Consider the following 13181-nt stretch of genomic DNA (forward strand, 5'->3'; position numbering starts at 1 on the left):
GTCAGATGCTGGAGGTAGAGTAACGCAGGAGCTTGTTACCGAGAATCACTATTCGCTTCAATCATCTGCCTTGCCTACAGCACTTTGAACTCCCGCTGAAAGATCACATATTTAATAGGATTGGTATTACTGCTGTAATTGTGCTTTTGCTGCTTCAACTTTAGAAAAATCTAAGCCAAGCTCAACAACCGCTTCTTTGATTAAGCTAGGGTTTTGCATAACCATGCCCATTAATTGTTGTAATTTGTCTGCAGGGATCCCTAATTGACTAATCGTCGCCATTGCTGCAAATGGGTTTTCAGTTAACGTTTGAAATAGCTCGTTAATTTGCGCGTCACTGATATTGTGTTCTTTTAAAATGGCGATAATGGGATTCATTGCGTTACCTTGTTTATGTTGAAGGCTGAGATTGATTAGTCGATGATTTTATCACATTTTGTCCTTTTTGGGGCAATGGGCTATTGGTAACTTAGCGATTCTGAACTCAAGTTAATAGCTCGAATCAGTCGGTAAAATATCAAGCGTAATTACAAACAAGGTGCAGTACTTTGTGACGCGATATTTGGGTTATTTTATGGTGGGGAAGATTTTGTGAGCCAATACCGGGCTCGATATCCACTTAGCTGTTAATTGTCATTCCGTTGTCGATTTAATTAAGTAAGTTTGATGGGGGACTAATTGCAAATGTATAACGAGGAAATATGAAAAATGTCAATTTAGTCCGTGAGTTTGGCTCTCGAAGTTTTTGGAATACATTTTCTGATGGTGTCGATGATATTCAATTCGTGATGGCGAGCTGTCGATTAAACGCCGTAAATGACCGTTTAACTATTGTGGTTTATGTTGTCCGCAGATGCCATAACATCTATAAATGTAAATAAAATGTAGCAACTTTAAGCCATTTTATCCAGCAAGAACCAAGACAATTTGTCCCTAAAAAATATCATTTACACTGCAAATCCCTTCCTTGTTTAGCGACTTCTATATAACCGTTATCTACTGAAATATAAGCGATAAAATGTATTTCGCTTTTCTCTTCTGTCTAACATACAGATAACCATTTTCTGAGAGTTAGATCTCGTTTGTGAATATTAGCACATTACATTTTATTCACTTAAAAAAGTCACAAATAACATTTTTTTGAGAGCTATCGCATAAATGTAACAACTCGTCCTTTCCGCCAAACGTTATATATCATACATTTGATGTATCGAAGGGGGAGGTTAAAATCTAGCCACTGTTATATTACGGCTCCTCCCCACTTTCTGAGCGAACCCTACTTTCTGATGCAAGTAGAACACAGTAGCTCTGTACGGTTTTGAGCGGGTTCAATATCGATGTTGGTGATGTTGTATCCATTGTGAACCGTGAGGGCAAAAGGAGTATGAAAATGAATAATAATGATTCAAAGAAACCGAAAATTGATCAATACACTGCAAATGTCCTGCAAAATGGTATTTCACGACGAAGCTTCTTAACCCGTGCTGCGATGGGTACAGGGGCAGTTGCATTTACAGGCCTAAGTGGCGGAATGGCTTCAGCTGCAACAAGTGAAGGCTGTAACAACTTAGCTAAGAGTTCTGATGGTGGTGCAACGCTTGAATTCATGCCTAAGCCAAAACCGATTTCTGACAGATTGATCGTATCCACCCAAACTTTTGATGTTGTTGTTGTTGGTGCCGGTGCTTCTGGTGTTCCTGCTGCGTTATCTGCTGCAGAGAATGGCGCTAAAGTTGCTGTATTGCAAAAGCAAGCCATTGTGGTTTCTCAAGGTAACACGGGTTCTGGTATTGATTTGGCAAACAGCGATAAGGCTGCAGTTGAAGCAATGGTTAGCCGTTTAATGAGCGACAGTGCTCACCGTTGTCACCCTGAGCTAGTAAGAGAGTGGGCATATAACTCTGGCGAAGCGGTTTCTTGGGTTATTGATCGTGCTAAAAAAGGTGGCGCTCAAATTGTAAACCAAGGCACCAAAGTACAGCATGGTATTCATGGTGTTACTGAGCATAAACTTAATTTTGTTACCTCATATTGTGGTCCTAAGCCATACACCACGGGTGACGGCATGCGTGATTTAGCTAAAGTAGCTGAAAAAGCGGGTGTTAAATTCTTCTTCAACATGCCTGCACAGCAGTTAGTTCAAGACGAATCAGGCAAAGTTATCGGTGTGATTGCCAAAGATCGTGATGGCAAGTACCACAAGTACATGGCCAAAAAAGGCGTGATTTTGTCTTCTGGTGATTACCAGAATAACGAAGCAATGTGTAACTTCTTCATTCCTGATTTGAAAAACTTTGAACGTAAGCAAATGGATCGTACTGGTGACGGTTTCTCTATGGCTTACTGGGCTGGTGGCGTAATCGAGCCTATCGGTCATACCAAAATGCTACACGATTTTGACGCAGGTCCTGCTTCAATGTGTGATATGCCATTCCTTGCAGTTAACCGCAAAGGTAATCGTTTCGTCAATGAAACTGTTGCTATGTCGTTAATGAACAACTACTTACGTGATGAAGAAAACGCGGGTCATTACTCTCAAGTCTTCGATTCGAACTACATGGAACAAGCAGCAAACTGGCCAGGTAAGCTTTATTCACCTGAAGAAATGAAAATCTACATGCCAGAAGATCCATCTCCTAAGGTCAATGTATATGCATCACAAACAAATACATATTCAGCTAATACCTTAGAAGAGCTAGCTGTAAAACTTGAGTGTGATCCTAAAACTTTCGTTGCCAATGTTAAACGCTATAACGAGCTATGCAAAACAGGTAAAGATGATGATTTTGGTAAGCCTTCATCAAAAATGCTTCCAGTTGTGAAAGCACCTTTTTACGGTATTCATCGCCGTATGCGTATCTCAACCCTTTGTTCAGGAATGCTAGTCGATAAGAACCATCAAGCACTTGATGCAGATGGCAACAAAATTGGCGGCTTATTCGTTATCGGTAACTTAGGCGGCGGTTTCTATGGTGGTGTTGATTACCCACTGACTGTATTCGGATTGTCACTAGGACGTTGCTACACGTTTGGCTATTTAGCGGGTAAATACGTAGCCAAGCTATAAGACGTAATGACATTTAATTGGATGCCTGACGTTTGGCACCCTTCCCAACGAATAATGGAATAAGACAATGAAGAAATTAACACTTCGCAACATCATGCTTGGTCTTGCTTTGAGCTTTTTCGCAAGCGGTGCAATGGCAAAAAGCGCCCCTTTATTGGATCAAACACATGCGACTCAAGGACTAAAATGTACTAGTTGCCACGGTAAAGCTGAAACACGCGAACCTGTCACTATGTCTAAATGTGTGAAATGCCACAACACTGAAAAGCTAGCGGCTAAAACAAAAAATGTGAAACCTACAAACCCACATGAAAATCGCCACTTTGGCACTGAAACAGACTGCACTAATTGTCACAAAGTGCATCAGAAGTCAGAAAACTACTGTGGCAGCTGCCACCTACGTTTTGACTTTGTTGTTCCATAAGCCGGCAATTGAGCAATTTAATATCTCGACTACAAAAGTCAGAATTAACTAGGATGAAAAAGATGAAGATGAAGACAAAATTATTACCTTTGGTTGCTGCATGTTTGGCTGCTGCCTCTGCACCAACTTTGGCTGATACAACGATAGATAACATGTTCTCTGAAGGTAGTATGAGAGCTCAGTTACGCCTTTTTGATTTTACTCGTGACTTTGATGGTGCAACAAACACCAATCACGACACATCAATCGGTGGCTTATTTTACTATAAAACGGCTACTGTAAATGGTATCTCTTTTGGTGCTAGCTTTGCGTCTGCAAACCATCTTTGGGTGGATGACTCTGAAGGTGTTTACGGTATTCTGGCTCGTCCAGATCATGGCAACGTGAACCGTATGCAAGAGTACTATGTACAAGCTGAACGTTGGGATACAAATTTCAAGTTGGGTGCACAAGAACTTCGCACTCCAATGATGAACCCGCATGATATTCGCGGTATCCCTAGAACATTCCGTGGTTTTTCTGCAGTCAATAACAGTGTTGATAATCTAACTCTATCTGCACTTTATATTACAGATTCTATGGGCTGGGCTGATCAAAACTTCGTTACAGTAAGCGATGCGGTTCAAAGTGAATTAGCGCGTGCAGGCCTAGTTACAGAGATTGCTGATAATCCTGTTTATGCTGCTGGTGCCACTTATAACATCCCTTATGATTCAGTCAAAGTAAAAGTCGACTTGTGGCATTACCGCATGGATGATGTGTTTAATCAAACCTTCTTCAAGGTGAACATGTCTACAGATGTTGGTGCTACAAATCTTTACTTTGCACCTACTTATTGGTCGCAAGAGTCTGCTGGTGATGAAACTGGTGGCGAGCGCGATACAGAGCAGTATGGTGCAACAGCTGGTGCTAAGTTAGCTGGAGCAAACTTAAGTTTTACCTATGCTAAAACCGGTGATGACGGCATGCTAACTCCTTGGGGTGATGACAAAATTGTTATCATGCAAGTGAATCAGTCTGCACGTGCTGATGAAACAGTTAAAGCATTTAAACTTGACTATGATTTTGGTAACGCTGGTGTTAAAGGCTTAAGTGCTTATGTATTCCATGGGCAGTTTGATGCACCTACTACAAGCGGTGGTGATTTTACCGAAACTGATTTTTCTGTAAACTATCAACTAGATAATGTACTAAAAGGTTTGAGTGTTCGTGCTCGTCACGCCATTGTTGATTATGACAACGGCGAAGACCTTAACGATACTCGTTTCTATGTTAAGTACGATTTCAGTATCTAGCGTGAGCTAATGTCATGTTGGTCGCTCCCCATACCAACTTGACTTTTTTCGGAAAGCCTAAAAACATTTTTTAGGCTTTTTTTTTGCCATCCGTTTGATAAAATACCGCAGTCAACCCGACTCAAAAAAACTCGAATGATCAGGACGTTATCGGTTAACGTTACTGGGTTTGAGAGAAGCCATTAAGCTGTACGATATCGATGTGTCATCTACGTCCGGTAAAGCACTTTAACGACATGCCAACCAAATTTTGTTTTGACTAAATGAGGGGTAATTAACTCGCCGTTGAAACATACTTTGTCGAATGGTGGCACCATTTGACCCTTTTTAAACTCTCCCAAATTACCACCACTTTTGGCTGAAGGACAGCTAGAATGTTTTTTGGCTAACACATCAAATTTAGCACCATTATTCAACTGCTTGATAATGTCCTCAGCTTGAGTTTGGTGTTTAACTAAAATGTGTAATGCAGCAGCGGTTTTGGCCATGTTGGTGCCTGTGTTTATGTGTTTGAATGGGTAGCGCAATGTTTAGCGCAACATTATACCTGCTTCGTTGTCAAAATTGGCATGCTAATCTAGTAATAATTTACTCAGCGACCGGACAAGGCTGGTTTCAACTTCTTTTCCTTATCGATTGTAAATCCTATAAAGTAGGTACATGCGAGTAAAATACCGCAAGCAAAATAATAAAAGGAATTTTTTAATGCTTAATCGAATCATACCCTTATGTATAGCGAGTGCGATGACTATGGCAATACCTGTTCATGCAGAAGAAGATAAATTTATTTGGTTAGAAGATGTTGAAGGTGCCAAGCAGATGGCGTGGGTTAAGCAACAAAATGCTGTTTCTGCTACCCATATAAAAGCATACAAAGGCTTTGACAGGTTAGTGGCCAACAGCCTTGATATTTTAAACAATAAAGCCCGTATTCCTTACGCTTCTCGTATTGGCGATCATTTATATAATTTTTGGAAAGATGAAACCCACGAACGCGGTATTTATCGCCGCACAACGTTAGCGGAATATGCTAAGGCAGAACCTAAATGGGAAACCGTGCTTGATATCGACGCCCTCGGCAAAGCAGAAAATGTGAACTGGGTATTTAAGGGGATTAAGTGTCAATACCCTCAGAACGAGCGCTGCCTTGTATCATTGTCTCGCGGTGGTGCCGATGCGGCTGAAGTGCGTGAATTTGATTTAACCACTAAATCCTTTGTCGATAGCACTCAAAAGCCATTTGCCCTAGCTGAAGCTAAATCAATACTAAGCTGGATTGACAAAGATACCGTGCTGGTTGGTACAGATTTTGGTGATGCGCAAAGTATGACGGATTCAGGATATCCGAGTGTGGTTAAGTTATGGAAACGCGGTACCCCTTTGTCTGCGGCAAAATTAGTGTTTAGAGGAGATAAAACATCTGTTGCTGTGTCGGGCTATGTGATGTTTGATGATAAAACTCCGCTAAATATTGTCACAGAAAGTTTAACCTTTTACACCGCTAAACATTATGTTTATCAAGATAGCAAGCTAGTGTCGCTGCCTATTCCTGAAGATGCCGATTTAAAAGGTTATTTTAAGGGGCAACTCTATATCGAACTCAAAAGCGATTTAGTCACACCAAAAGGTACTTTTAAACAAGGTGCCATAATCTATACCCCTGTTGATAAGCTGATTGCGCAAAAGCCGGAGTTTAGTGAGTTGGTATCGCCAACGGCGCACGCTTCTATTTCGCAAGTGTCATTTAGTCAGAATGCCATTTTTGTGACTTGGCTTGATGATGTAAAAAGTAAACTCGTACGTTACATGCAAAACGACAAAGGCGAGTGGCAAAGTATGCCGGTGCCATTTGATGCCAATGGCAGTTTAAGTGTGTTTGATGTTGAGCGTGATAGTGATGATTTTTTTGTTAATTACACCAGCTTTTTAGAACCCGCCAGTTTATATCGCTTAAATGGCGCAAGTTTAAAAACCGATAAAATTAAAGCGATGCCGCAGCAGTTTTCAGCCGATAAATTCATTACCCAACAGTATTTTGTTAAGTCAAAAGATGGCACTAAAGTGCCTTATTTTGTGGTGATGGCTAAAGATATCAAACTTGATAGTAGTAACCCTACATTACTCTACGGTTATGGCGGTTTTGAAATTTCTCTTTTGCCAGCCTATTCGGCCACTATAGGTAAAAACTGGTTAGAGCAGGGCGGTGTTTATGTACTTGCTAACATTCGTGGTGGTGGAGAGTACGGCCCCGCTTGGCATCAAGCAGCGCTAAAGCAACATCGTCATAAAGCGTATGAAGACTTTGAAGCCATTGCAGAAGACTTAATTGCCCGTAAAATTACGTCAAGTAAACATCTTGGTATTCAAGGTGGTAGTAATGGTGGTTTATTAATGGGCGCGGCATTTACTCGCCGCCCTGAATTATATAACGCCGTAGTGTGCCAAGTGCCTTTGTTGGACATGAAGCGCTACAACCAATTATTGGCTGGCGCCAGTTGGATGGGCGAATACGGTAATCCTGATATTGCCGAAGAATGGGCATACATTAAAACTTACTCGCCATATCATAATTTAACGTCAGGGGTTAACTACCCTAAAGTGTTTTTTACTACCTCAACACGTGATGACCGTGTTCACCCTGCACATGCACGTAAAATGGTAGCCAAAATGAAAGACATGGGTATTGATGTGTTGTATTACGAAAACATTGAAGGTGGCCATGCTGGTGCTGCAGACAACACTCAAGCCGCTGAATTAAGCTCAATGGTTTACGCATACTTGATGCAACAACTTCGTTAAATCAAGTTATACCAATCCTATTAAATATGTGAACTGACCAGATATTTAATGGGATTGGTATTAGTTGTCAGTGTTAAATACAAAAGGGGTCAGTGCTACGCCCCCGTTGTAGGTAATGATAAAAAAGCCGCAGTGCAACACTGCGGCTAAATAGCCTAAGCTTAATGAAGGCAAATGGTTCATTTACTCCATTAGCTGGGGGAGGCTAAATGTTTATCAATTTACACTGCCCAGCTCAATGTCATTGCTGGCAAGTGTGCCATTAATTTGAACTGCCACCTTATAAATCATTTCAGCATCATCTGACGTTTGACTTTGCAAGTCTAGGTCGTTGACATTGAATGTGTATGTCCCTTTTGTATCGGTTTCTTCTAGTGTGCCAGAGCACTCATCGCTTGTTGAGATGTCGCATTGATAGCTTTGGGTCACATGCCATCGCTTCCACGCCTTAGGTTTTTTTGAGGCATTTTCCGGATCAGGGAAACCAAAATAAATAATACGGTAATTAGTCGCCTGCGTGAGGGCTTTGCCTTCAGTGTTGGCGAGTGTGAATGATAACGCACCAGTGGTGGTATCAAATGTTTTGAGTTTAACTATTACACTGCTAGCTTCATCAATATTCACACCATCACTTGTTGCTGGTGGCTCGACGGGAGGCACTACAACAGGGGGAACAACAACCACAGGTGGCTCGGTGACAACATCATCATCGTTGTCATTGTTACAACCAAAGATTAGCAATGAACTGGCTAATATGGCGCTAAGATATTTGATCTTCATGATGCGCTCCTTAATTGTAATGCCCAGTGTGGCAAGTCGTGCATTCCATATCACTTTTAACACTGGCAGCTGAGCCCATAGTTTGGCTCACACCATGACATGATTGACATGCTTGTGCTTCAGCCGACGGTTTAGCTTCTGATAAAACAGAAATATCTTCACCGTTATAAGCACGGTTGAGTAGTTCGACAATATAATGAGCCATACTGGCAGATAGACGTTTGCAGCGTTCGCCTTTAAGGGCAAATTCTTTACCAGATGCTGCAGACCAATTACTGATGGATGAATGACATAACGGGCTATTAGCGATAGAGGTGGTGCCTACTTCTAATGATTTTTCTGCCGTAGAGCCAATACCAGCGATGAACTCTGCGGATGATAATGGTAAATCAGTATTTTCATAGTAGCGGAACGACGCCCCAATAATGGCGCTGTTTTGGTTATTAATATCATCAAGAAAATTAATTAACATACCTGCGGCATTAAGGTTACCGCATAATGTTCCTTGCCCGACAACACCAGCCCAGCCATAGCCTGCCAATGCTGTTGGAATCGTCGCAAATTTACTGGCATCGGCACTGGTAGATGCTGCAAGCATAGTAATAATGGCATGGAAAACTTGATGCATACAGCCACCGCCTGTTTCATAGGCTAGCTTGGCGGTTGCCATTGCATCAATAGGTACATATTTTAATTTTTCTCCTAGCTCTAAGCGATAGTTACCGTTAGCGTCAGTGGCTGCAAATGCTGATGTCCCCATCAGTGTCGCCCCAGCTGCTGCCGTGCTTAATCCAATTATTTGTGTCAATGCTTGGCGTCTATTTATGCTCATGATCATTACCCTCTGTGTCATCATTTCTTGTATGTAAGCGCTAATGCCTGGTTGGGCTAGGCTTGTTTTTGGTATTCGTTGCTGGATAAAAAGTTCCAACAACGTGATGGCTTAACAATAATCAATGGAGCGGTTAAAGATGTGATTCAAAGCAGATAAAAATAGTGGATCAAAAAGGAGGTGTTTTAAGGTGATGGCACTGGTTTAGCCATGGCCAATCTGACTAAAACCAATAATATTTGTGATGAATAACTCATTATTTGGTGTATTTATGGACATTTATACTCGTGCAGTGCGAATTTAAAATCATGAAATCACGTGATCTTGTTCACGCATTTATGAGATTGTAAATTTAAACACTTACTTTTGTTAAGGAATAAAGCGCTTAGATATCAGGATCACAGTATTCATCAGATTTTATGCATACACTTTAACGTGTCGAAGTTTGAGTCATTTATTGAGGCGGTCAAAATGCAATTGGGGCATTGCAGGTTCGATATAGGCAAAGGGGAGTTGATTAACCAAAACACTGGTGTGGTGTGGCATCTTCCTCGAGCAGAGTTACATGTGCTGACATTATTGGTTGAGTATCAGGGGAAAGTCGTTGCTAAACCATTATTAGAGTCAGGGCATGAAGACGAGTCACATTTAAGTTCAGCATCAGTGGCTAGGGCTATTTTTACCTTACGCTCATTTCTTGGACCACAATATGAAACCCTTATCGAAACCGTTAAGGGACAGGGTTACTTGTTAAGGCATCACCGAGTACGTAAAGAAAATAACAATAAATGGCAACGTTTGTTTATCGGGCCAATACAAGCCTTTCTCGTCATCTTTTCGCTTGTTGGCATATCACTGGCGAGTTTATGGTGGTTTAATCACGTTAACTACCCTGACAACACCACTCTCCCATTGAGTTTAGAAACGGTGACGTTACATTCTGGTCAGCAAGTGGATGTGATTTTATATTCATCCTCAAAAACCAATAATGAGTTACTGATAGATCAGGGGCAACAATTAACCCAAAGTTTATTAAACTGCTCAGAAACAATATGGAATAGAGCATTTTTGTCGTTATCACATGACAAGCAAGTATTAAACGTTACCCTTCGAGGTGATCATTTTGGCCAATCCATGATTCGTAATTTAAAAATTAGTGACTTACGCCAACCAAAGCAATTTATTAACCCGCTATGGCTTGAGCAATTGAATATTTGCAGTACCTCAAATAGTCGCCTCACGCTATCTAATCGAGCTAGGAGAGGTTAAAAATGACCAGAAAAGGGTTATGGGCAATCAATATTGTGATTTTGGTATGCTTGTTCGCTTGTGTTGGGGCCATTTATTCGCTGACATCAAAAACACCTGATTTTATGTTGAGTTGCAGTTCAGAGCTGTTTAATCATGAAGTTGGTTCGACTGATCGTGATCATTACTTACTTGTCGACTTGGTATCTAAAGATGGCTTAGCACAAATTAATTATCGTTATTATAATTTAGAAGGAAATTCAGCTGGGACGTTAGCGATGGCCGGCAAGGTGAATAAAGTAGATGCCGAGCGGCAAATGTTTGATATATCGGTGACAACTAAACAAGAATACTCGGGCCAAAAAAATCAAGTGCCACCTGTGCATTATTCATATTTATCGTATATCAGTGGGCTAAACTTAAATAAAAATGGCATGCATTCATTAAGTGTCCAAGTGTTGGATCGCGATGAAACCAAAGACTATGCGGTAGTGTTGTTTCAACCGAGCAATACCGTGTGTGGATGTCGCTTAGTGCATTAATGAGTACTAACAAAAAAAGGTCGATGCATTGCATCGACCTTTAACCATACCATAAGCATCGTGCTTATAGGTTTTCCCCGAGGCACTATTACTTATTGACGACGTCACACCTCAGGGTAATTATAACGTATTGATAAGTAATTTTTTATGCGTTAACGGAGCGCAAGATGACTGGTTCAGTTTCAGGTTGAAGGCTATTTTTTACTTGCGTTAACTCTCCAACCGGCAAAATTGTGCGGCCATATTCAGCGTTAAGCACTTGGGCCATAGCAAAGTAAATGGCACTTGCTCCGCAAAAAATACCTTCAAAGCCCGCGATGGTGCCAAGCAGTGCATTATCAGTAAAGTCACGTGCGGCCAATAAGAAAAACAAGACGGTTAATGAACCAAATACAACTTGTTTTGCCCGAGGGTAACGTAATGATCCCACAAACATGAAGGCAGTAAATGTACCCCAAAGCGTTAAATACCACCCCATAAAGTGTGCCGGACTGGCGGCTACGCCCATGTTTGGCATTAAGATAAGACCCACTAAGGTTAGCCAAAATAATCCGTATGAAGTAAACGCGGTAGTGCCGAAAGTGTCGCCACGCATAAAGCACATCATGCCAACAATCACTTGGCCAATACCGCCGTAAAAAATCCCCATCGCAAGGATCATCGAATCAATTGGAAAATAGCCTGCATTGTGGATATTGAGCAAAATGGTGGTCATGCCAAAGCCCATTAATCCTAACGGTGCAGGATTTGCTAATTTTGTAGACATCGTGTTCCCCTAATGGAAAGGTGTAACGGCTAACATAAGGTTGCCGAATGTGGATTTTGCTCTTGTGAGCAAGGCGCGCATTTTAGAGAAAGCGCCTACTGGTAGCAATAAGCAACAATGGGGCTTAAATATGAGCCGCAAATATTATAATTAACCTTTAAAACAATAGCTTAACACTTTGTTTATTTGCAGTATGGATTAGGGAATAGATATAAAAATAATTAGTTATTTAAATTCAAACAGATACGAAAGCCTTTGCGAAGAACGTGATGTCACCAGCGTTGTTAGTATTAGTGTGACGCACTCCTGAAATCGCATTAATCTGAACCTTACAACCTTTGTTAAGCCGTGGCTGATGAGTCTCAATTTGTGATGCAAGCAATAACTTGGCCTGCAAGTTTGTTGTTGTTCACAAAAATAATATTTTTAGCTAATTAATTATGAGTTAGTCGGCTTTAACTTAACAACGGCCTTTAACTTGGAGGATTTAAGCATTTATTTGAATTGTGTCCTAGGGCACAGACGCGCCTAAACGTGATGGATAGTCTGTTATTAGGTGTTAACTCAATCCATATCAAATAAGCCTAGATTGTAATGGTTTATTTTCATCGGAGGTTATATGCAACATAAGTTTATCACGACGGTATTAGGCACATTAAAGCCTAATTTGCTGCAATCACTGGCACAAGTTAGCCGTGAAATGGGCGCTAAATGGGAAACGAGTAAAGTGATTAAGCTGGATGGGCAGTTTGTTGCAATGATGCGAGTGATGATTGATGTTGATAAAGAAACTGCGTTAAAACAAGCATTACAGCAGCAATTTTCACAACTCACTTTTGTCTATGCTGAATATGAACATGAAGCTATCCATCTATCTGCCGAATGCAAACTGACCTTAGATTGCAATGATCGCTCAGGTTTAACTCACGATATGAATCGCATCTTAGCAGAGCTTGAAGTGAGCGTTGATCATCAAGAATGCTATCGGGTGCAAGTTACCAGTTTGGGCAAAACGGTCTATAGCGCCAAACTGACATTGAGGCTGCCAGAAAATGTAACTGTAGCGTTGCTAGTTTCTCAACTGGAAACGTTAAGCGATAATATCCGTATCGAAGTGATTGAATAAAAAGTTAAGTTTAATGAGTCAATTAGTGGTAGACCGTACATAATACCAATCTCATTAAATATCTGGTCAGTTCAGAGTCTCTCAGGTTTTTCAATTCAAGGCTCATTGATGTAGAAATGGTTGTTGCCTTTTAAATTGATGTAACACAGAAGTGGAATACCTGAGAGACGCCATTCTGGCGGGTTTCAAAGTCCTTTATGCTTCGTTAGATGCTTTCAAAATACGACGGCATGGTCTATTTTTTCCATAAAAAATAAGACATTCCCACCATCCATGGCGGTCAGATGCTGGAGGTAGAGTAA

13 protein-coding genes are annotated in these 13181 nt (G+C 41.0%); 8 read left to right on the forward strand and 5 right to left on the reverse strand.

The genetic code is table 11. The features are described from left to right. Positions 1–126: 126 nt before the first annotated feature. Positions 127–378, reverse strand: coding sequence for a DUF2999 family protein (locus ACWXWT_RS17430; RefSeq protein ID WP_456042845.1), 252 nt, complete (start codon positions 376–378; stop codon positions 127–129). Positions 379–701: 323 nt separating this feature from the next. Here ACWXWT_RS17430 and ACWXWT_RS17435 point away from each other — a divergent pair, with 323 nt between their 5' ends. The 4 genes from ACWXWT_RS17435 (at position 702) to ACWXWT_RS17450 (ending at position 4786) form a co-directional block, all read left to right on the forward strand. Next, a complete protein-coding gene (locus tag ACWXWT_RS17435; RefSeq protein ID WP_456042846.1) occupies positions 702–881 on the forward strand; it encodes a hypothetical protein in 180 nt (59 codons plus the stop codon). A 509-nt stretch (positions 882–1390) separates the two neighbouring features. Then, a complete protein-coding gene (locus tag ACWXWT_RS17440; protein ID WP_456042847.1) occupies positions 1391–3067 on the forward strand; it encodes an FAD-binding protein in 1677 nt (558 codons plus the stop codon). Between the two features lie 67 nt (positions 3068–3134). After that, on the forward strand, positions 3135–3491 hold the full coding sequence (locus ACWXWT_RS17445) for a cytochrome c3 family protein (RefSeq protein WP_456042848.1): 357 nt from the start codon (positions 3135–3137) through the stop codon (positions 3489–3491). Positions 3492–3553: 62 nt separating this feature from the next. Continuing rightward, positions 3554–4786 (forward strand): OprD family outer membrane porin, encoded by a 1233-nt coding sequence (locus ACWXWT_RS17450; RefSeq protein WP_456042849.1) that lies wholly within the window; start codon positions 3554–3556, stop codon positions 4784–4786. Positions 4787–4995: 209 nt separating this feature from the next. Here ACWXWT_RS17450 and ACWXWT_RS17455 read toward each other — a convergent pair whose 3' ends face one another. Continuing rightward, on the reverse strand, positions 4996–5274 hold the full coding sequence (locus tag ACWXWT_RS17455) for a peptidylprolyl isomerase (RefSeq protein ID WP_011639051.1): 279 nt from the start codon (positions 5272–5274) through the stop codon (positions 4996–4998). Positions 5275–5491: 217 nt separating this feature from the next. On the opposite strand from ACWXWT_RS17455, the gene ACWXWT_RS17460 reads away from it, so the two are divergent. Continuing rightward, positions 5492–7585, forward strand: coding sequence for a prolyl oligopeptidase family serine peptidase (locus ACWXWT_RS17460; protein ID WP_456042850.1), 2094 nt, complete (start codon positions 5492–5494; stop codon positions 7583–7585). Between the two features lie 216 nt (positions 7586–7801). On the opposite strand, the gene ACWXWT_RS17465 is transcribed toward ACWXWT_RS17460, so the two are convergent. Next, positions 7802–8365, reverse strand: a complete 564-nt coding sequence (locus tag ACWXWT_RS17465) for a hypothetical protein (RefSeq protein ID WP_456042851.1) — start codon at positions 8363–8365, stop codon at positions 7802–7804. Positions 8366–8375: 10 nt separating this feature from the next. Then, positions 8376–9197, reverse strand: a complete 822-nt coding sequence (locus ACWXWT_RS17470) for a cytochrome C (RefSeq protein ID WP_456042852.1) — start codon at positions 9195–9197, stop codon at positions 8376–8378. 471 nt (positions 9198–9668) lie between these two features. Here ACWXWT_RS17470 and ACWXWT_RS17475 point away from each other — a divergent pair, with 471 nt between their 5' ends. Further along, on the forward strand, positions 9669–10466 hold the full coding sequence (locus ACWXWT_RS17475; RefSeq protein ID WP_456042853.1) for a winged helix-turn-helix domain-containing protein: 798 nt from the start codon (positions 9669–9671) through the stop codon (positions 10464–10466). A gap of 2 nt (positions 10467–10468) precedes the next feature. After that, positions 10469–10987: a hypothetical protein gene (locus ACWXWT_RS17480; RefSeq protein ID WP_456042854.1), complete on the forward strand. Its 519-nt coding sequence runs from the start codon at positions 10469–10471 to the stop codon at positions 10985–10987. Positions 10988–11132: 145 nt separating this feature from the next. Here the strand turns inward: ACWXWT_RS17480 and ACWXWT_RS17485 are convergent, their stop codons facing one another. Then, positions 11133–11753 (reverse strand): acetate uptake transporter, encoded by a 621-nt coding sequence (locus ACWXWT_RS17485; RefSeq protein WP_456042855.1) that lies wholly within the window; start codon positions 11751–11753, stop codon positions 11133–11135. Between the two features lie 619 nt (positions 11754–12372). Here ACWXWT_RS17485 and ACWXWT_RS17490 point away from each other — a divergent pair. Next, positions 12373–12879 (forward strand): glycine cleavage system protein R, encoded by a 507-nt coding sequence (locus tag ACWXWT_RS17490; RefSeq protein ID WP_456042856.1) that lies wholly within the window; start codon positions 12373–12375, stop codon positions 12877–12879. The last annotated feature ends 302 nt before the right edge of the window (positions 12880–13181 follow it).

Source organism: Shewanella sp. A22 (assembly GCF_053850585.1).

Coding starts and splice junctions, on each gene's coding strand:
- ACWXWT_RS17490 (WP_456042856.1), top strand. CDS start 12,373: ATGCAACATAAGTTTATCACGACGGTATTAGGCACATTAAAGCCTAAT.
- ACWXWT_RS17475 (WP_456042853.1), top strand. CDS start 9,669: ATGCAATTGGGGCATTGCAGGTTCGATATAGGCAAAGGGGAGTTGATT.
- ACWXWT_RS17445 (WP_456042848.1), top strand. CDS start 3,135: ATGAAGAAATTAACACTTCGCAACATCATGCTTGGTCTTGCTTTGAGC.
- ACWXWT_RS17450 (WP_456042849.1), top strand. CDS start 3,554: ATGAAGATGAAGACAAAATTATTACCTTTGGTTGCTGCATGTTTGGCT.
- ACWXWT_RS17460 (WP_456042850.1), top strand. CDS start 5,492: ATGCTTAATCGAATCATACCCTTATGTATAGCGAGTGCGATGACTATG.
- ACWXWT_RS17470 (WP_456042852.1), bottom strand. CDS start 9,197: ATGAGCATAAATAGACGCCAAGCATTGACACAAATAATTGGATTAAGC.
- ACWXWT_RS17485 (WP_456042855.1), bottom strand. CDS start 11,753: ATGTCTACAAAATTAGCAAATCCTGCACCGTTAGGATTAATGGGCTTT.
- ACWXWT_RS17480 (WP_456042854.1), top strand. CDS start 10,469: ATGACCAGAAAAGGGTTATGGGCAATCAATATTGTGATTTTGGTATGC.
- ACWXWT_RS17435 (WP_456042846.1), top strand. CDS start 702: ATGAAAAATGTCAATTTAGTCCGTGAGTTTGGCTCTCGAAGTTTTTGG.
- ACWXWT_RS17465 (WP_456042851.1), bottom strand. CDS start 8,365: ATGAAGATCAAATATCTTAGCGCCATATTAGCCAGTTCATTGCTAATC.
- ACWXWT_RS17430 (WP_456042845.1), bottom strand. CDS start 378: ATGAATCCCATTATCGCCATTTTAAAAGAACACAATATCAGTGACGCG.
- ACWXWT_RS17440 (WP_456042847.1), top strand. CDS start 1,391: ATGAATAATAATGATTCAAAGAAACCGAAAATTGATCAATACACTGCA.
- ACWXWT_RS17455 (WP_011639051.1), bottom strand. CDS start 5,274: ATGGCCAAAACCGCTGCTGCATTACACATTTTAGTTAAACACCAAACT.